This is a genomic window from Sphingomonas sp. FW306-05-A (assembly GCF_058782275.1).
In genome coordinates, this window is the sequence record NZ_JBYSXN010000001.1 from 577,762 (window position 1) to 594,062 (window position 16,301).

Sequence of the window (16,301 nt, forward strand, 5' to 3'; positions counted from 1 at the left end):
CTATCAGACGCCTCGCACCGTTACAGGCGCGTTACCGGGGCAGGGGGTGGCGCTCATTTCTTCTTGCCCGACTGGCTGATCATCCCCTTCAGGTTGAACTTGCCGATCAGCGACGTCCCCTTGGCCCCCGTCGCCTTCTTGCCCGGCTTGCCCGCGCTGTCGATCGGCGCTGCTGAGTCCCCCACCGCCATCAGATTGGCGGCGAGATCGACCATCGGCTGGATCGTCTTGGAATTCTTGCCCGCCTCGGCGAGCGGTTTGCCGAGCTTGGCGGCCTGTGCCGCGAGCTTCTGGTCGAACGGGATCGCGAAATCGACCTTGCGCTCGATCGATCCCTCGAAGTCCTTGCGGCTGATTTCGAGCTGGGCGGCGATCTGCACCTTGTTCGCGACCACCACGACCTGCGTCTGGGGTGCGTTCGATCGCAGCCACGACAACAGCCGGATCGTGTCGCGCGCCGCCGCCAGCGTCAGTTCGGTGACGATCACCGCGACCTGGATATCGGTCATCAGATGCGGATGCTGCACCAGCATGCCGCGCGGCAGGTCAACGATCGTGCATTCGAACGCGGCGCGCATTTCTTCCTGCAACTGGTAGAAAGCGCTGCCGTCGGTCATCACGGGGACGCTGATAGGCGCTTCCGCGGACAGCACCGACAGCCGCTCGCTCGCCTTGACCATCGCGCGTTCGATGAACAGTCCGTCGATCCGGCTCGGATTGTCGATCGCATCGGTCAGGCCACGGCCAGGCTCGAGGTCGAGCGTCAGCGCGCCGGTGCCGAAATGCACGTCGAGGTCGAGCAGCGCGGTGGTGCGGGCGCCTTTCTCGCTCATCATCCAGGCAACCGAGGTCGCAAGCGTCGACGCGCCGACCCCGCCCCGCGCGCCGATGAAGCAGGTCGAGATATGCGGGCGCTCGGTCGACGCCTCGACCGCCTTGGGGGCGTTGAGCATCGCCTGCGCATGACTGAATGCATCGCGCAGCATGTCCGCGCTCAGCGGCTTGAGCAGGTAATCCTGGATCCCGCTGACGACCAGTTCACGGTACAGCCGCACGTCGTTGACCTGCCCTGCCGCGATGACGACCGTACCTGGCTCGCACACTTCGGCGAGCGCATTGATGTCGTTGATCGGATCGCCGCTTTCGGACAGGTCGACGAACAGGATTTGCGGGGAGGCGGATACGGAGAGCGATTGCACCGCATTGCGCAAACCGCCCTTGTTCACCTTCTCCGGCGCCCAGCCCATTTCGACCGCGACCGGGCGCAGCGTCTCGGCGGTGGTTTCGTCGCAGACATAGGCCGCAAACGGATCGCGAAGCCCGAGGCGGCCTGAATTGAAGGGTGCGTTCATTGCTTGCTGCCGCTTCCGGTGGTTTCCGACTTGATCGTGGTGCCGCCGGCGCCGGTCGGTACGGCCTTGCGGTATGTGTCGATCGCGCGGTTCGACGTGGCCTGATCGGTGATCGCGCGTCCGGTCTGGCCCCGGACGAGATCGCCCGGATTGGCGACCATCGCGGCGATGTTGGAATTGATCGCGCAACCCTGATTGGACGATGTGTTGCTCTCGAATTCAGGCGAGCGGACCCGGCTGAAATCCGGACAGCCGGGCACCTTGGCGGACATCCGCGTGACGACGATCCGGGCGGTACCGGGAAGGACGGGCGAATCGGTCAGCGGCGTGTCGTTCGACAGGATCAGGCCGTACCGTTCGGTTTCGGCCGCGACCGTGTCGCGAACCGCGCTGCCATAGCCGTCGGACGTCTCGACCGAGACCGCATCGCCATAGCCGACCCGCAGCGACGCCATCCATCCCGCGAGTCGCTGTTGCTCGCCGGGCGCAAGGCCGTCCGGCGTGGTCGCCACGTCGAAGGCATAACTGGTCCGGCTGACAACCGGCTGATGCACCGATTCGAGGCCGCGGTTCTGGGTCCCGGCGCAGCCGCCTGCGATCAGAAGCGCGGGGAGCAGGCCGATCGCGATCGACCGTGCGCGCATATCCATCATCATGTCCCTCGAAGACCTCACTTCAGGTTGAAACCGGGCGCGGCATTGCTGTCGCGCTTGGCGGACGAACGCGGGGCGGCGGTCGGGGCGGCCGGATCAACCGTGCGCGGTCCCTGGTTCATCGGAAGGGCCGGCGCGGCCGGGGCGAAACTTGGCTTCGGCCGTTCCGCGCCGGTCTTCCCTCCGCCGAGCTGGCCGAACAGCACGCGGTCGAGATCGGTCGGAGCCTTGATGCCGTCGGTCGGCAGGACGATGTCGTTCGCGTTGACCGGCTTGACCAGATACGGCGTGATGACGATCACGAGTTCGGTCTCGTTGCGCTGGAACGCGTTCGAGCGGAACAGCGCGCCGAGGATCGGCACGTCGCCGACACCGGGGGCCTTTGTGATCGAATTGTTGTGGCTGTTCTGGAGCAGCCCGGCGATCATCATGCTCTGCCCGGAACCCAGCTCGACCGTCGTCTCGGCGCGGCGGGTGGTGAGGGCCGGGATCGTGGTCCCCGAAATCTGCACCGCGCCGTCCGAGGTCAGCTGCGACACTTCGGGACGAACACGCAGCGAGATGCGGCCGTCCGCGAGCACGGTCGGCGTATAGGACAGGCTCACGCCATATTGCTTATACTCGACCGACACGGCGCCAAGACCCTGGCTGAGCGGGATCGGGATTTCACCGCCTGCGAGAAACGAGCCCGTTTCGCCGGAGATCGCGGTAAGATTTGGATTGGCCAGCGTTGATACCTGTCCGTCGGTTTCGCCCAGATCGAGCGAACTCAGAAGATCCATGCCAAGCATTCGCCCAGCAAGCCCGATGGTCGTGCCGGAAGCCGTTGCACCCGGGAAGCCGAAGAGCGTGGCGCCGGGTCGCGCACCGTTTGCATCGACCGGGGCATTGGGCTGGTTCGGCACGCCGGGAACGGTCGTGATCGTACCCTGACGACCCTGGCTGATCCCGAACAGGACGTTCCCACTGCCGCGGTTGGTCAGATTGACGCCCAGATTCTTGACGAAACTGCGGCTGACTTCCGCGATGCGGACCTGCAAGTTGACCTGCAACGGTGTCGCCGTGGCAAGGCGCGACAACACCTTGGTGGTTTCCCCCACGAACGCCTGGACGAGACGGGTCGCTTCCGCGCCATCCTCGGGCGAGGCGACCGTGCCGGTGAGCAGGACCAGCCCGTTCATCGGCGTCGCGACGATCTTTGCCTCGGGCATGGCGAGCCCCAGCATCTGCTGGATCGAGTCAAAATTGCTGCCAACCCGGATCGTCGCCGAATAGACGACCGCGCCGGTCCGGCTGGTCGCCGAGATCGTCGTCTCGCCCGCCCCCTTGCCGAAGATGTAAAGCTGGGTCGGCGAGCGGACCTGGACGTCCGCGATCTTGTCGTCGGCGACGAACACGTCGCTCATCGGGCGCATCAGCGTGACCAGGCGGCCACGACCGGTATTGACCTGGAACACCGGCGTGCCCGTGCCGGCTTGTACCGGCGCGGCGGTCTGCGCGGATGCGGCGGTGGGCAGGTTGGCCACACTGCCGGCGACCAGCGCGCAGGCCAGCGACCAGCGGAGCGAGATCGAAACGCTACGCATTTTACTTCTTCCCCTCGACGGCGACGTCCGTCACCGTATTGCCGCGTGCGACGCGGATCATTGGTCTTGTGGCCATCGAGCCGCCCGGGAAAGCGGCGCCGGTCGAGCTCGTCGGGGCCATGGGAACGCCGCCGTTCCCCCCGGATTGATCGACTGCCTTGCCGGGCACGGTGCGGCGCTGGTAGCGCGATACGTCCGCACCCGTCGCCATTGAGCCGCCACCGGCAGAGGGCGCGCTTGCGATCCGCGTCAGCATCGCGCGTTCGGCCTTGGGATCGTCCGGCATCGACACGTCGCCGCTCGCGATCGCCTGCTCCAGTTCCGTGCTGTTGTCCGCGATCGAGCGCAACGAGAGCGACAGCGTCCCCACCGTTTGCGCGACCGCGATCTGCTCGGCCATCCGCGGCGTCGCCTCGATCGTCACGTTGGAGAAGGTCTTCACGATCGTCTTGCCGTCGTCGCCGACGGCGTTGTCGGTGCGCTGGTCGGTCGCCAGGACCCGAATGTTGCGCATGATCGTTTCGGCTGCCTTGAGCGGTGGACCATCGCCCCCGCCCGCGACGCTCTGCGTCAGGATCAGGTCGATCCGGTCACCCGGAAAGACGAAGCCCCCGACGCTGGTGGTCGCCTCGACCGGCACGGTGACCGCGCGCATCCCGGGCCCGAGCGCCGCCGCGAGGAACCCCCGGTCGCCCGGCTTGACCAATGCGCCCTGCGTCAGCGGCTGCCCCGCGGTGATCGCGTTGCGGACGACGGTGCCTTGCAGCGACTTGGGGTCGAACCCGGCCTTCTTGATGTAATAGACGTTCTGGACGAGTTCCTTGGGCCACGGCTGATAGCGCAGCGAACTCGCGTCGAGGATCGTGCCGACCGGCAGCGCCTTTGTCGCGACGAGCACGTCCGGGCCATCGGGTGCCGCGGCGACGACGGTCATCGCGGCAGATTGCGGCGCCGGGCTGCCAACGATAAGCGACCGCGCCATGAATGCGGTGATCGCGGCGACGATCAGCGCGCCCACCAGCAATATGACCTTACGACTATCCATTTCCGACCTCTCGAACACGGCCGGTTGGGCCTGCGTTAAGCATATCCACCAAGGTGGTTAAAAAGCGGTGCACGCAGGACCAAAAGCGCGGCGATGGCGATCGCGACACCGTAGGGGACCTCGATCGGGGTGGTGCGCGGCCGCACCGCACGATCGATCAGCAACGCCACCGTGAGCACGCCACCCAGCAGCGACATCACGACGAGCATCCACAGCAGCGATTGCAGCGGCAGCCACAGCGCGAGCGCGCCGATCATCTTGACGTCGCCGCCGCCCATCCAGCCGAAGTGAAACGCCGCGACGAAGCCCGCGAACACCACCGCCGCGAGGCCCAGCTGAATCGCCATGTCAGGCCAGAGCGAAAGCCCGTTGCCCCACCACCACAAGGGCGCGAGCAGCGCGATCGTCGCGTTTTTCCAGTTGGCGATTTCCCGGGCTCGTGCGTCCTCGACCGCGGCCGAGAGCAGCAGGCACACCAGCGCGAAGAGCACCGTGGCGGAAAGAGAAGGCGCGCTCATGGCCGAAAGCCCTAGACGACGTGCCTTTCGAAAACGTAACCATGCCGCATGGTCTCCCCCCAATTGTACCGGCGCGCGATTCCCGCAGCGGCGCGGATCACGCGCTGGGCCGCGCCGGATGGATGGATGCTCCGCCGGTTCGACTGGCCCGCCAAGGGCACGCCGCGCGGGCGCCTGCTGTTCCAGGGGGGACGCGGCGACATTTTCGAGAAGTATCTGGAAACCTTCGCGCACTGGCATGCGCAAGGCTGGTCGGTGACGTCGTTCGACTGGCGCGGGCAGGGTGGATCTGGGCGACTGGCGAAGACCCCGCACGTCGGCCATGTCGAGGACTTCAAACACTATATCGACGATTTTCGAGCTTTTTGGGCCGAATGGGTGACCAAGGGGGCAGGACCGCACGTCGCGATCGGCCATTCGATGGGCGGGCATTTGCTGCTCCGCGCGCTGGTCGAGGGCGCCGCGACCCCCGATGCGGTCGTGCTCGTCGCGCCGATGCTGGGGTTACACAGTCCGGTCGGTCAGGGGCTGGGCGGACGGGTTGCGGACGCGATGGCGCGGCTCGGCGATCCCGCGCGCCCCGCCTGGCGCGGCAACGAACGCCCCGCCACGACTGAGACGCGGCAGGCGGTGCTGACGCACGATCCGGCGCGGTACGAGGACGAGATCTTCTGGCAGTCGACTCGGCCAGAACTGCTGCTGGGACCACCGAGCTGGCGCTGGCTCGCGCAGGCCTTCGCCTCGACGCGGGCGCTGCAACGCGATTCGCGGATCGCCTTGCTCAGCGTGCCGACGTTGTTCCTCCTCGCCGATGCCGACAAGCTGGTGTCGACCAAGGTTGCTGCGCGCATAGCCGGCCGGATGCCGGCAAGCGAAATGCTGCGCTTCGGACCCGAATCGGCACATGAGGTCCTGCGCGAGGCGGACGGGGTCCGCAGCCGCGCGATCGGCGCGATCGACGCGTTCTTCGCGGCGCACGCAGCAAAGGGATAAGCGGACATGCGGTATGATGTCGCCATCGTGGGCGCGGGCATGGCGGGCGCGAGTCTCGCTGCCGCGATCGCGCCACATGCCTCGGTCGTGTTGCTTGAGGCGGAGGACCAGCCCGGATATCACGCGACCGGGCGGTCGGCGGCGTTCTGGTCGGAGACGTACGGCGGTCCCGGTGTCCAGCCGCTGACGACCGCCTCCGGGCCCGCGCTCCACGGCGGCGGGTTCCTGCAAGCGCTGGGGTCGCTGCATATCGGTCGGGAAGCGGATCACGTCGCGGTCGACGCCTTTCTTGCGGAGTTCGACGGGAGCGGGGTCGTTCTCGAACGGGTCGATCCGCAGGCGATGGTGCCGGGTCTGCGCTCCGACTGGACGCTCGGCGTGCTCGAACAGAGCAGCACCTACATCGACGTGGGCGCACTCCACGCGCACTATCTGGCGCAGGCGCGACGCGGGGGCGTGCGGCTGGTCGTGTCCGCGCCGCTGTCGGGTGTGGCGCGCGTCGGCGACGGCTGGTCGCTCGAGACAGGCGCGGGGAGGTTCGACGCGACGGTGCTCGTCAACGCCGCCGGGGCGTGGGCCGATGCGGTCGCGCTGTTGGCAGGAGTCGCGCCGATCGGGATCACCGCCTACCGCCGCACGATGGTCCAGCTCGCGACCGATCCGGGTGCGCCGGAGGGATTGCCGCATGTCGTCGGGATCGGTGGCGATTTCTATTTCAAGCCCGAGGCGGGTGGCAGGATCTGGCTCAGCCCGCACGACGAAACCGCAGCCGACCCGGGCGACGTCCAGCCCGAGGAAATCGACGTCGCCACAGCGATCGACCGGTTCGAGCATGTCGTCGACTGGCGCGTGACGAAGGTCGAACGGCGCTGGGCAGGGCTGCGCAGCTTCGCGCCCGACCGGTTGCCGGTCTACGGCTTCGCGCCGGATGCGCCGGGGTTTTTCTGGTGTGCGGGTCAGGGCGGTTTCGGGATCCAGACGGCACCCGCGGCGGCGGCGCTGGCGGCTTCGTTGCTGCTGGAACGGGTGCCGGACGATAGCGTGAGCGGGATCGACGCGGAGCGCTATGCGCCGAGGCGGTTCGGCGTGTGCAAGTGAAACCGTTTGCTAGGGTCGTTGCGAGCTGATCCCAAAGACGCTTCCCCGGCGAAGGCCGGGCCCCAGTCGAAGTGGCCGACGTAACGAAGCGCAGTCGCTCGCACCCTCAGGTGTCTCTACTGCGCCCCGGCCTTCGCCGGGGAAGCACTTTAAAGTCTCACGATCTTGCTTCGCTATCCGCCGCCTTGCCGGGCCGATGCGGTAGCCCAACGGCATTCTCATCACCGATAAAAGACGCCCATATGCCCCCCGGCTGCCAGATGCTTTCCATCTCCTGCCGCGCCAGCTGCTCGGCCATGCCAAGGACGTCGCGGCGATATCGGTACAGGAACGCCGAAACGCGTGCATTCACGATGCAATGGACGTGCACTTTCGCCCCGGCCATGCTTTCCATCGCCGCACAGAAGCGGTTGAAATCCCCCTCGGTCGGAGCGTCGAACGCGACCGGGATGTGCGTGTAGGCCATTCCTAGCGCGGTTACGCTGCCAGCTTCGTCCGGCAACGCCCGTTCGTGCGTGTGCAAGGCTAGGTTGATGACGTGTTCGACCCCGAGCGCCGATAGCGCCTTGAGATCGTCCTCCGTCGGCTGTCCGGATGTCGTGAGCTCTCCATCAAGGCGGCGCCAGACGGGGATGTGGGTCGGGTCGGACATGCGGCATCCTTTCAGCGATGAAAGCCAAGGCGATCGGCACGGCTGTAGATGCCGCAAATCTCCAAACCTGATCCCATCCCCGTTCGCCCTGAGCGCAGTCGAAGGGCACCGCGCTATGGAGCGCGACGCCCGTGGGGCTGGCGGGGCTTCGACTGCGCTCAGCCCGAACGGGTTGGCGAGATTCGTACGCCCCCGGCGCGCTATCCGATCGTGCTACCGCCGCGCCGCCAGCATCGCCGCATCGCTCGCCAGCTTGTCGCACCGTTCATTGTCCGGATGCCCGGCGTGGCCCTTGACCCACACCCAGTCGACCCGGTGCGGCTTGGCGGCGTCTAGCAGCGCCTGCCACAGTTCGGCGTTCTTGACCGGCTGCTTGGCGGCGGTCTTCCAGCCGTTCTTCTGCCAGCCCTTGATCCACTTGGTCAGGCCATCCATCACATAGCGGCTGTCGGTCGACAGCGTGACGCGGCACGGGCGTTTCAGCGCGCGCAGGCCCTCGATCGCGGCCATCAGCTCCATGCGGTTGTTGGTCGTCATCTTCTCGCCGCCCGACAATTCCTTCTCGGTCCCGCCGCTGCGAATCAGCGCGCCCCAGCCGCCGGGGCCGGGGTTGCCCTTGCAGGCACCGTCGGTGGCGATTTCGACCTTGGTCAGTTCGGGCGGGGTGATCGGGGGAGGGGTATCGGTCATCGGCTGCGCTTAGCCAGCCGATGAGCGCTTAGCTAGCTCCGGCGCATAGTGTGAAAGCCGCCGGACATAAGCGAGCGGATCCTTGCGCGTCACCAGCGCGTCCGCCGGCGTGTTGAGCCAGTCCCACGCCCGGGACAGCGCGAAACGGATGCATGCGCCCGCCGCAAGCGTCGGGAAGTGCAAGGTTTCGTCCGAGGTCAGTGGGAAGCGATCGGCATAACCCGCCATCAACGCCGCGCTGATGCCCGCATCGAAATGCGCGCCCGTCGGATCGAACGACCAGGCGGTGTCCATGATCGCGAGGTCGAACACGCGGATGTCGGTGCAGGCAAAATAGAAGTCGATCACCCCCGACACCGATTCGCCGCGCATCAGCACATTGTCCGGGAACAGATCGGCATGGATCGCACAGCGGTCGAGCGACTTATCGGGCCAGCGGCGAACGACCGAGTCGAGCGCGAAGCCAAGGTCGTCGTACAGGCCCGGCGCGATCTCATCGAGGCTGCGCCCGCAGCGATCGAACAGCGGCTGCCAGCTGTCGACGCCCATCGTGTTGGGGCGGGTCAGCGGGAAATCGGCGAGGCCGGCGTGCATCGCCGCCATCGCCGCGCCCGCCGCGCGTGCCTGTCCCGCGGTCGGGTGCGAGATCGAGACGCCGGGCAGGAACTGGATCAGGCATGCCGGTCGCCGTTCGAGCGTGTGAATCGCGACCCCGGCGCGGTTCTTGATCGCGGGCGGGACCGGATTACCGCGCGCCGCGAGATGATCGAGCAGCGCGAGAAAGAACGGCAGATCCCCGCTGTCGACGCGTTTCTCGTAAAGCGTGAGGATGAACCGCCCGGTCGTCGTGTCGACCAGATAGTTGGTGTTCTCCACTCCCTCGGCGATCCCCTTGGCGGAGACGAGCTCGCCGCAATCGAAGTCGCGAAGGAAGGTGCCGAGCGCCTCGGCGGAAACCTGCGTGTAGACCGCCATGGTTCAGGCCGCGACTTCGAGGCCGCGGGGCAGCTTGAACGAGACCGTCTCGCGCTTGGTCTCGACCTCGCGTTCGGTCACGTCGTAGCGTTCCGCCAGCCGATCGACCAGTTCGCGTACCAGCAGCTCGGGCGCGGACGCCCCGGCGGTCAGCCCGAGCGTGCGGACGCCCTCGAGGAACGCCCAGTCCAGCTCGGCGGCGCGCTGGATCAGGCGGGCGGGGGTGCCTTCGCGCTCGGCGACTTCGACGAGCCGGACCGAGTTGGACGAATTGGGCGCGCCGATCACCAGCATCGCATCGCAGGTCTGCGCGATCGCCTTCGCCGCGGCCTGACGGTTGGAGGTCGCATAGCAAATGTCCTCGCCCGGCGGCCCCTGGATCGCGGGGAAACGGCGTGTCAGCACCGCGATGACGTCGGCGGTGTCGTCCATCGACAGCGTAGTCTGGGTCAGGAAGGCGAGATTGGCGGGGTCGCTCGGGCGATACGCTTCGGCATCCGCGACCGTTTCGACCAGCGTCATCGCGCCCTCGGGCACCTGGCCGAACGTGCCGATCACCTCGGGGTGGCCATGATGGCCGATGAAAACAATGTGGCGTCCCTGTGCGACCATCCGCTCGGCCTGGCGGTGGACCTTGGACACCAAAGGGCAGGTCGCGTCGAAGAACTCGAGCCCGCGTTCGGTCGCCTTGTCGGGCACCGCCTTGGGCACGCCGTGGGCGGAGAAAACGACGGGCACGCCGTCGGGCACCGCATCCAGTTCCTCGACGAACACCGCGCCCTTGTCGCGCAGCATGTCGACCACGAAGCGGTTGTGGACGATCTCGTGACGGACATAGACGGGCGCGCCGTATTTCTGGAGCGCCAGTTCGACGATGCGGATTGCCCGGTCCACCCCGGCGCAAAACCCGCGCGGGGCGGCGATGACGAGGTCGAGCGGCGGCTTTGCGATGAGGGTACCCATACCCCAGGGAGCCTACGCGATTGCTTGCGTGCGCGAAAGGCGGTTCCTATGAAGCGAGGTGTCCGTTCCGTCGCTTTACGGGGCGGCATCCTTTTGCATGATAAGGTGCGTGCCCCCGTGACCAACCGGAAATCAGCCATTGCCGCTCTAGCGGTCAGCGCGTGCGGTGCGATCCTGCTTGGTGGGTGCGCCAAGACCGGCGAACTCGACGCGTCGGGCGGCATCACCGCGGTCCGCAATGCGTGCCCATCGGTCGGCGTGCCCGCCGCGACCGGCGACGTCACGATGTTCGATCCGCCCGCCAGCCGCGAAGCGAATGCGATCGATTTGACGGCGGTTTTGACCAACGTCCGTTCGACCTGCGATGATTCGACCGCCGACGTGCTCACGAAGCTGACGTTCTCGGTCGAAGCGCGCCGCGTTCATACCGAGACCGCACGCGACGTGACGCTGCCGTATTTCGTCACGGTCGTGCAGGGCGGTACCGCGGTCGTCGCCAAGCGCGTGGGTCGTGTGACGCTGCACTTCGATGCCGGGCAGGCACGCGCATCGGCGCAGGGCACCGGCGAGGCGAGCGTCTCGCGCGCAGCGGCGACGCTTCCCGACGACGTCCGCAAGAAGCTGACTGAGAAGCGTAAGGCCGGCGACGAAGACGCCGCGACCGACCCGCTGAGCCGTCCGGAAATCCGCCAGGCGGTGCTGCGCGCGAGCTTCGAGGCGCTGGTCGGCTTCCAGCTGACCGACGAACAGCTCAAATATAACGCTACCCGCTGACCCTTCTCGTTGACTTGCCTGTTGCGGCGCGGCAAACCGGCCGCGTCGTTGACGGGCAACCGTCAAGGGTACGCGCGGGAGAGCGTCCGGGGTAACTCGGACCGCCGAAGGAGCAACCGCCCCGGAATCTCTCAGGCAACCGGACCGCGCGGATCGAATCGACACTCTGGAAAGCGCGCTGCCCTGTGGGCGAGCGCCACCGAAGGGGTAAGCGGACCATGTGGTTCCGTGAAAGCTCTCAGGTTCCGTGACAGAGGGGGCGGCACATCACGGCGTTCCGGCGCCATGGCGCGCCGTTGACCTCTTGCGGAAGACCAACATGAGCGACCTCGACCCATACGAGACCGAAGCCGACGAGATTGCGATCGAGCAACTCCCGCTCGATGCGTGGCATCGCGCGCGGGGTGGCCGGATGGTGCCGTTCGCGGGCTACGAAATGCCCGTTCAATATGAAGGCATCATGGCGGAGCATCTGTGGGTGCGCGAATCGGCCGGGCTGTTCGACGTCAGCCACATGGGCCAGCTGCTGTTCCGCTCGGAAGAGGGCGCAGACGTCGTCGCGGCGCTGGAAGCGGTGCTGCCCGCCGATGTCGCCGGGCTGGGGCAGGGCAAGCAGCGCTATTCGCTGCTGCTGTCGGAGGATGGCGGTATCCTCGATGACCTGATGGTCACGCATCTGCCGGACGCCAATCCGTTCGACATCCAGGGCTATTATATGGTCGTCAACGGCGCGACCAAGATCGACGATATCGCGCATCTGCTCGAATATCTGCCCGACGGGATCGCGCTCAACCATATGGAAGACCAGGCGCTGCTCGCGTTGCAGGGCCCCAAGGCAGTCGATGCGCTCGCGCGGCTGGTGCCGGGCGTCGATGCGCTGGTGTTCATGACCGCGGGCGCGTTCGATTGGAACGGCGTGCCGCTGTGGATCAGCCGCTCGGGCTATACCGGCGAGGACGGGTTCGAGATTTCGGTGCCTGCGGAGAATGTCGAGGCGCTCGCCGATGCACTGACCGCCGAGCCCGAGGTCAAGCCGATCGGCCTCGGTGCACGTGATTCGCTCCGGCTCGAGGCGGGCTTGCCGCTCTATGGTCATGATCTCGACCCCGAGACGACGCCGGTCCAGGCCGACCTTGGGTTCGCGCTGTCTAAGCGCCGCCGCGAGGCGGGCGACTTCATGGGCGCGCCGCGCATTCTCGCCGAGCGCGAGTCGGGTGCGATCATCAAGCGTGTCGGCCTGCTGGTCGAAGGGCGCCAGCCGGTGCGCGAAGGCGCGGCGGTGCTCGACGATCAGGGCTCGGAAGTCGGCCGCGTCACCTCGGGCGGGTTCGCGCCGAGCGTCGGTGCGCCGATCGCGATGGCCTATGTCCCGACCGCGCTGGCGGTTGCCGGCACCACGATTCAACTCGCGCAGCGCGGCAAGGTCCATCAGGCGACCGTCACCGCGATGCCGTTCGTTCCCCACCGCTACGTTCGCGCAGGAGGCAAGTGATGAGCCGTTATTTTACCGAAGATCATGAATGGGTCGATGTCGATGGTGACGTCGGCATCGTCGGCATCACCGAATATGCGCAGAGCCAGCTCGGCGACATCGTGTTCGTCGACGTGCCCGAAGAGGGCAAGGACCTTGCCAAGGGCGACGAAGCTGCCGTGGTTGAATCGGTCAAGGCCGCGTCCGACGTCTATTCGCCGGTGTCGGGCACGGTGATCGAGGGCAATGCGGCGCTCGCCGACACGCCCGGGCTGGTCAACGAGGATCCCGAGGCGGAAGGCTGGTTCTTCAAGCTGACGCTGAGCGATGCAGACGAGCTCAACGCGCTGATGGACGAGATCGCGTATAAGGCGTTCGTCGAGAAGCTGTGATCTGAACTGGCCCCTCCCCTTCAGGGGAGGGGTTGGGGTGGGGCCTCTCCGCGGGCGCTCCACTCGTGGTACGGCCCCACCCCCGGCCCCTCCCCTGAAGGGGAGGGGGGAGATTTCGGAAATGCGCTATCTACCCCTGACTCAGCCTGACCGCGACGCGATGCTCGGCGTGATCGGCGTGGCAACGATCGACGACCTGTTCGTCGACGTGCCCGAAGCCGCGCGGCTCGACGGGCCGATCCACGGCCTTCCGATGCACGCCAGCGAAATGGCGGTCGAACGCCATATGACCGCCCTTGCGCGCAAGAACCTGACCGCGGGGGAAGCGCCGTTCTTCCTCGGCTGCGGCGCGTACAAGCATCACGTCCCCGCCTCGGTCGATCACCTGATCCAGCGTGGCGAGTTCCTCACCGCTTATACGCCGTATCAGCCCGAGATCGCGCAGGGCACGCTGCAGATGCTGTTCGAGTTCCAGACGCAAGTCGCGCGGCTGCTCGGCACCGATGTCGCGAACGCGTCGATGTACGACGGCTCGACCGCGTGCTGGGAAGCGATCGGCATGGCGCGGCGCATCACCAAGCGCGGCAAGGCGATCCTGTCGTCGGGGCTCCACCCGCATTATGTCTCGGTCGCCAAGACGATGGCCAAGTTCACGGGTGACCTGCTCGAAACCGCCACGCCCACGTTGAGCGCGGAGACCGATCTCAAGACGCTGATCGCCGCGATCGACAAGGATACGTCGTGCGTCGTCGTGCAATATCCCGACATCCTCGGGCGGATCGCTGATCTCACGCCGCTTGCGGATGCGTGCCATGCCAACAAGGCGCTGCTGATCGCGGTCGTGACCGAGCCGGTCGCGCTGGGCGCGATCAAGGCGCCGGGCGAGATGGACGCGGATATCGTCGTCGGCGAGGGGCAGTCGCTCGGCGTCGGGTTGCAGTTCGGTGGGCCTTACGTCGGGCTGTTCGGGTGCAAGGACAAATATGTTCGCCAGATGCCGGGTCGTCTTTGCGGCGAGACCTATGACGCGGATGGCCGGCGCGGATACGTGCTGACGCTGTCGACGCGCGAGCAGCATATCCGTCGCGAGAAGGCGACGTCGAACATTTGCACCAACTCCGGGCTGTGTGCGCTGGCTTTCTCGATCCACATGACGTTGCTGGGCGAGAAGGGGCTGCGCACGCTGGCGCAGATCAACCATCTGGGCGCGGTCGCGGCGGCGGAGCGGTTGAGCAAGGTTGCCGGTGTCGAACTGGTCACGCCTGCGTTCTTCAACGAATTCACGCTCAAGCTACCGGTCGAGGCGCGCCCGGTCGTGCGGACGCTGGCGGATCGCGGCATCCTGGCGGGCGTGTCGCTCGGGCGGCTGTATCCGGGTGAGGATGGTCTCGCCAACGGGCTGGTCGTCGCGGTGACCGAAACGACGTCGGCAGAAGATGTGGAAACGCTGGCGGCAGCGCTTGAGGAGATCCTGGCATGAGCATCAACGCAAGCGGATGGCGCCCCGAAGCGCCCGTCGCCGGGGACAAAGCGTCCCCGACGGTTACTGGCAACAAGGGACTGATGCTGGAAGAAGCGCTGATCTTCGAGATTGGTGATGCAGAGACAACCGGCGTTGATTTCGCTGAAGCCCCTCCCCTTCAGGGGAGGGGTTGGGGTGGGGCCGTACCGGGCGCTGCTCTCGGTGAGACTCCCCCCACCCCCAGCCCCTCCCCTGAAGGGGAGGGGAGTCTCGGGAGACTTGGGGACCTCGCGCGCACCACCCCAATCGGTCTCCCCGGCCTGTCCGAGCCCGAGACCGTGCGCCACTACACCCGCCTGTCGCGTCAGAATTACGGGATCGATCTCGGCTTCTTCCCGCTCGGTTCGTGCACGATGAAGCACAATCCGCGCCTCAACGAGAAGATGGCGCGGCTCCCCGGGTTCGCGGATATCCACCCGCTCCAGCCGGTCGACAGCGTGCAGGGCGCGCTCGGCGTCATTCATGAACTCGCCACCTGGCTGATCACGCTCACCGGCATGCACGGCGTCGCGATGAGCCCCAAGGCGGGTGCACACGGCGAGCTGTGCGGTGTGCTCGCGATTCGCGCTGCGTTGGAAGCCAAGGGCGAGGGGCATCGCAAGATCATCCTCGTCCCCGAAAGCGCGCACGGCACCAACCCGGCGACCGCGGCGTTCGCGGGCTATCAGGTCGAGGATATCCCCGCGACCGCTCAAGGCCGCGTCGATACGGCGGCGCTGATCGCGCGGCTCGGGCCGGACGTGGCGGGGGTGATGATCACCAACCCCAACACCTGCGGCCTGTTCGAGCGCGACATGCGGACGATCTCGGACGCGGTCCATGCGGCGGGCGGCTATGTCTATTGCGACGGCGCGAACTTCAACGCGATCGTCGGGCGCGTGCGGCCGGGGGATCTCGGCATCGATGCGATGCACATCAACCTGCACAAGACGTTCTCGACCCCGCATGGCGGCGGCGGACCCGGTTCGGGCCCGGTCGTGTTGTCCGAAGCGCTGTCGCCGTTCGGCCCGCTGCCGTTCGTCGCCAAGCAGGCCGATGGCCATTTCGCGCTGATCGAGGAAGAGACCGCGGGCGACGATCACCCGCACGCATTCGGCCGGATGGTCGCGTTTCATGGCCAGATGGGCATGTTCACGCGCGCGCTCACCTACATCCTCAGCCACGGCGCGGATGGCCTGCGGCAGGTCGCAGAGGATGCAGTGCTCAACGCGAACTACATCCTGCGCAGCCTCGACACGACGCTCGATGCGCCGTTCGGCGCGTCGGGGCCGTGCATGCATGAGGCGTTGTTCTCGGATAACGGCCTGGCGACTGGTTTCTCGACGATCGATATCGCCAAGGGGCTGATCGACGAGGGGTTCCATCCGATGACGATGTACTTTCCGCTGGTCGTCCACGGCGCGATGCTGATCGAGCCGACCGAGACCGAATCGAAGGCCGCGATCGACCAGTTCGTCGCCGCTTTGCGCTCGGTCGCGGAGCGCGCCAAGGCGGGCGACGTCAGCCTCAAGAGTGCGCCGCACTTCGCGCCGCGCAGCCGCCTCGACGAGACGCTCGCCGCACGCAAGCCGGTGCTGGTATGGAAGGACCGACCGCTGGCGGAAGCAGCGGAATGAT

At 66.8% G+C, this 16,301-nt stretch carries 16 protein-coding genes and 1 riboswitch; of the genes, 7 read left to right on the plus strand and 9 right to left on the minus strand.

What is annotated here, in order from left to right:
• Positions 1–53 precede the first annotated feature (53 nt).
• Genes AC3WJR_RS02610 through AC3WJR_RS02630 form a run of 5 tightly spaced genes read right to left on the minus strand, consistent with a single transcriptional unit; the run spans position 54 to position 5,154 of the window.
• Positions 54–1,352 (minus strand): CpaE/TadZ family protein, encoded by a 1,299-nt coding sequence (locus tag AC3WJR_RS02610; protein WP_492722042.1) that lies wholly within the window; start codon positions 1,350–1,352, stop codon positions 54–56.
• Positions 1,349–2,002 carry a CpaD family pilus assembly protein gene (locus AC3WJR_RS02615; RefSeq protein WP_492722044.1) on the minus strand — a complete coding sequence of 218 codons (654 nt, stop codon included), beginning with the start codon at positions 2,000–2,002 and terminating at the stop codon, positions 1,349–1,351. Before AC3WJR_RS02615 ends, AC3WJR_RS02610 begins: the two co-directional genes overlap by 4 nt.
• A 20-nt stretch (positions 2,003–2,022) precedes the next feature.
• Positions 2,023–3,591 (minus strand): type II and III secretion system protein family protein, encoded by a 1,569-nt coding sequence (locus AC3WJR_RS02620; protein ID WP_492722046.1) that lies wholly within the window; start codon positions 3,589–3,591, stop codon positions 2,023–2,025.
• 1 nt (position 3,592) lies between these two features.
• Positions 3,593–4,636, minus strand: a complete 1,044-nt coding sequence (gene cpaB, locus AC3WJR_RS02625; RefSeq protein WP_492722047.1) for a Flp pilus assembly protein CpaB — start codon at positions 4,634–4,636, stop codon at positions 3,593–3,595.
• A 35-nt stretch (positions 4,637–4,671) separates the two neighbouring features.
• Positions 4,672–5,154 carry an A24 family peptidase gene (locus tag AC3WJR_RS02630; RefSeq protein ID WP_492722049.1) on the minus strand — a complete coding sequence of 161 codons (483 nt, stop codon included), beginning with the start codon at positions 5,152–5,154 and terminating at the stop codon, positions 4,672–4,674.
• A 48-nt stretch (positions 5,155–5,202) separates the two neighbouring features.
• On the opposite strand from AC3WJR_RS02630, the gene AC3WJR_RS02635 reads away from it, so the two are divergent.
• Both AC3WJR_RS02635 and AC3WJR_RS02640 read left to right on the plus strand, forming a co-directional pair.
• The gene (locus tag AC3WJR_RS02635) at positions 5,203–6,147 is read left to right on the plus strand and encodes an alpha/beta fold hydrolase (protein ID WP_492722051.1); all 945 of its coding nucleotides are present in this window, start codon (positions 5,203–5,205) and stop codon (positions 6,145–6,147) included.
• A gap of 6 nt (positions 6,148–6,153) precedes the next feature.
• Entirely contained in the window at positions 6,154–7,245 is a 1,092-nt protein-coding gene (locus AC3WJR_RS02640; RefSeq protein WP_492722053.1) for an NAD(P)/FAD-dependent oxidoreductase, read from the plus strand.
• A 157-nt stretch (positions 7,246–7,402) separates the two neighbouring features.
• Here the strand turns inward: AC3WJR_RS02640 and AC3WJR_RS02645 are convergent, their stop codons facing one another.
• The 4 genes from AC3WJR_RS02645 to ispH all read right to left on the minus strand — a co-directional run bounded on the left by AC3WJR_RS02645 (position 7,403) and on the right by ispH (position 10,525).
• Positions 7,403–7,897 (minus strand): protein tyrosine phosphatase family protein, encoded by a 495-nt coding sequence (locus AC3WJR_RS02645; RefSeq protein WP_492722055.1) that lies wholly within the window; start codon positions 7,895–7,897, stop codon positions 7,403–7,405.
• 213 nt (positions 7,898–8,110) lie between these two features.
• On the minus strand, positions 8,111–8,587 hold the full coding sequence (rnhA, locus tag AC3WJR_RS02650) for a ribonuclease HI (protein WP_492722057.1): 477 nt from the start codon (positions 8,585–8,587) through the stop codon (positions 8,111–8,113).
• A 9-nt stretch (positions 8,588–8,596) separates the two neighbouring features.
• Positions 8,597–9,562 carry a homoserine kinase gene (gene thrB / locus AC3WJR_RS02655; protein ID WP_492722060.1) on the minus strand — a complete coding sequence of 322 codons (966 nt, stop codon included), beginning with the start codon at positions 9,560–9,562 and terminating at the stop codon, positions 8,597–8,599.
• A gap of 3 nt (positions 9,563–9,565) precedes the next feature.
• Positions 9,566–10,525 carry a 4-hydroxy-3-methylbut-2-enyl diphosphate reductase gene (gene ispH, locus AC3WJR_RS02660; protein ID WP_492722062.1) on the minus strand — a complete coding sequence of 320 codons (960 nt, stop codon included), beginning with the start codon at positions 10,523–10,525 and terminating at the stop codon, positions 9,566–9,568.
• A gap of 117 nt (positions 10,526–10,642) precedes the next feature.
• On the opposite strand from ispH, the gene AC3WJR_RS02665 reads away from it, so the two are divergent.
• The 5 genes from AC3WJR_RS02665 to gcvPB all read left to right on the plus strand — a co-directional run bounded on the left by AC3WJR_RS02665 (position 10,643) and on the right by gcvPB (position 16,300).
• Entirely contained in the window at positions 10,643–11,299 is a 657-nt protein-coding gene (locus tag AC3WJR_RS02665) for a hypothetical protein (RefSeq protein ID WP_354279761.1), read from the plus strand.
• A gap of 65 nt (positions 11,300–11,364) precedes the next feature.
• Positions 11,365–11,456: riboswitch (glycine riboswitch) on the plus strand.
• 162 nt (positions 11,457–11,618) lie between these two features.
• Entirely contained in the window at positions 11,619–12,791 is a 1,173-nt protein-coding gene (gene gcvT, locus AC3WJR_RS02670; RefSeq protein ID WP_492722065.1) for a glycine cleavage system aminomethyltransferase GcvT, read from the plus strand.
• On the plus strand, positions 12,791–13,162 hold the full coding sequence (gcvH, locus tag AC3WJR_RS02675; protein WP_492722067.1) for a glycine cleavage system protein GcvH: 372 nt from the start codon (positions 12,791–12,793) through the stop codon (positions 13,160–13,162). Before gcvT ends, gcvH begins: the two co-directional genes overlap by 1 nt.
• Positions 13,163–13,283: 121 nt before the next feature.
• A complete protein-coding gene (gcvPA, locus tag AC3WJR_RS02680; RefSeq protein ID WP_492722070.1) occupies positions 13,284–14,642 on the plus strand; it encodes an aminomethyl-transferring glycine dehydrogenase subunit GcvPA in 1,359 nt (452 codons plus the stop codon).
• Complete coding sequence (gene gcvPB, locus AC3WJR_RS02685) at positions 14,639–16,300, plus strand: aminomethyl-transferring glycine dehydrogenase subunit GcvPB (RefSeq protein ID WP_492722072.1); 1,662 nt, start codon at positions 14,639–14,641, stop codon at positions 16,298–16,300. The genes gcvPA and gcvPB overlap by 4 nt, the downstream gene beginning before the upstream one ends.
• The last annotated feature ends 1 nt before the right edge of the window (position 16,301 follow it).

Coding starts and splice junctions, on each gene's coding strand:
- cpaB (WP_492722047.1), bottom strand. CDS start 4,636: ATGGATAGTCGTAAGGTCATATTGCTGGTGGGCGCGCTGATCGTCGCC.
- AC3WJR_RS02630 (WP_492722049.1), bottom strand. CDS start 5,154: ATGAGCGCGCCTTCTCTTTCCGCCACGGTGCTCTTCGCGCTGGTGTGC.
- thrB (WP_492722060.1), bottom strand. CDS start 9,562: ATGGCGGTCTACACGCAGGTTTCCGCCGAGGCGCTCGGCACCTTCCTT.
- AC3WJR_RS02645 (WP_492722055.1), bottom strand. CDS start 7,897: ATGTCCGACCCGACCCACATCCCCGTCTGGCGCCGCCTTGATGGAGAG.
- gcvT (WP_492722065.1), top strand. CDS start 11,619: ATGAGCGACCTCGACCCATACGAGACCGAAGCCGACGAGATTGCGATC.
- AC3WJR_RS02635 (WP_492722051.1), top strand. CDS start 5,203: ATGGTCTCCCCCCAATTGTACCGGCGCGCGATTCCCGCAGCGGCGCGG.
- AC3WJR_RS02640 (WP_492722053.1), top strand. CDS start 6,154: ATGCGGTATGATGTCGCCATCGTGGGCGCGGGCATGGCGGGCGCGAGT.
- AC3WJR_RS02610 (WP_492722042.1), bottom strand. CDS start 1,352: ATGAACGCACCCTTCAATTCAGGCCGCCTCGGGCTTCGCGATCCGTTT.
- rnhA (WP_492722057.1), bottom strand. CDS start 8,587: ATGACCGATACCCCTCCCCCGATCACCCCGCCCGAACTGACCAAGGTC.
- gcvPB (WP_492722072.1), top strand. CDS start 14,639: ATGAGCATCAACGCAAGCGGATGGCGCCCCGAAGCGCCCGTCGCCGGG.
- gcvH (WP_492722067.1), top strand. CDS start 12,791: ATGAGCCGTTATTTTACCGAAGATCATGAATGGGTCGATGTCGATGGT.
- gcvPA (WP_492722070.1), top strand. CDS start 13,284: ATGCGCTATCTACCCCTGACTCAGCCTGACCGCGACGCGATGCTCGGC.
- ispH (WP_492722062.1), bottom strand. CDS start 10,525: ATGGGTACCCTCATCGCAAAGCCGCCGCTCGACCTCGTCATCGCCGCC.
- AC3WJR_RS02620 (WP_492722046.1), bottom strand. CDS start 3,591: ATGCGTAGCGTTTCGATCTCGCTCCGCTGGTCGCTGGCCTGCGCGCTG.
- AC3WJR_RS02615 (WP_492722044.1), bottom strand. CDS start 2,002: ATGGATATGCGCGCACGGTCGATCGCGATCGGCCTGCTCCCCGCGCTT.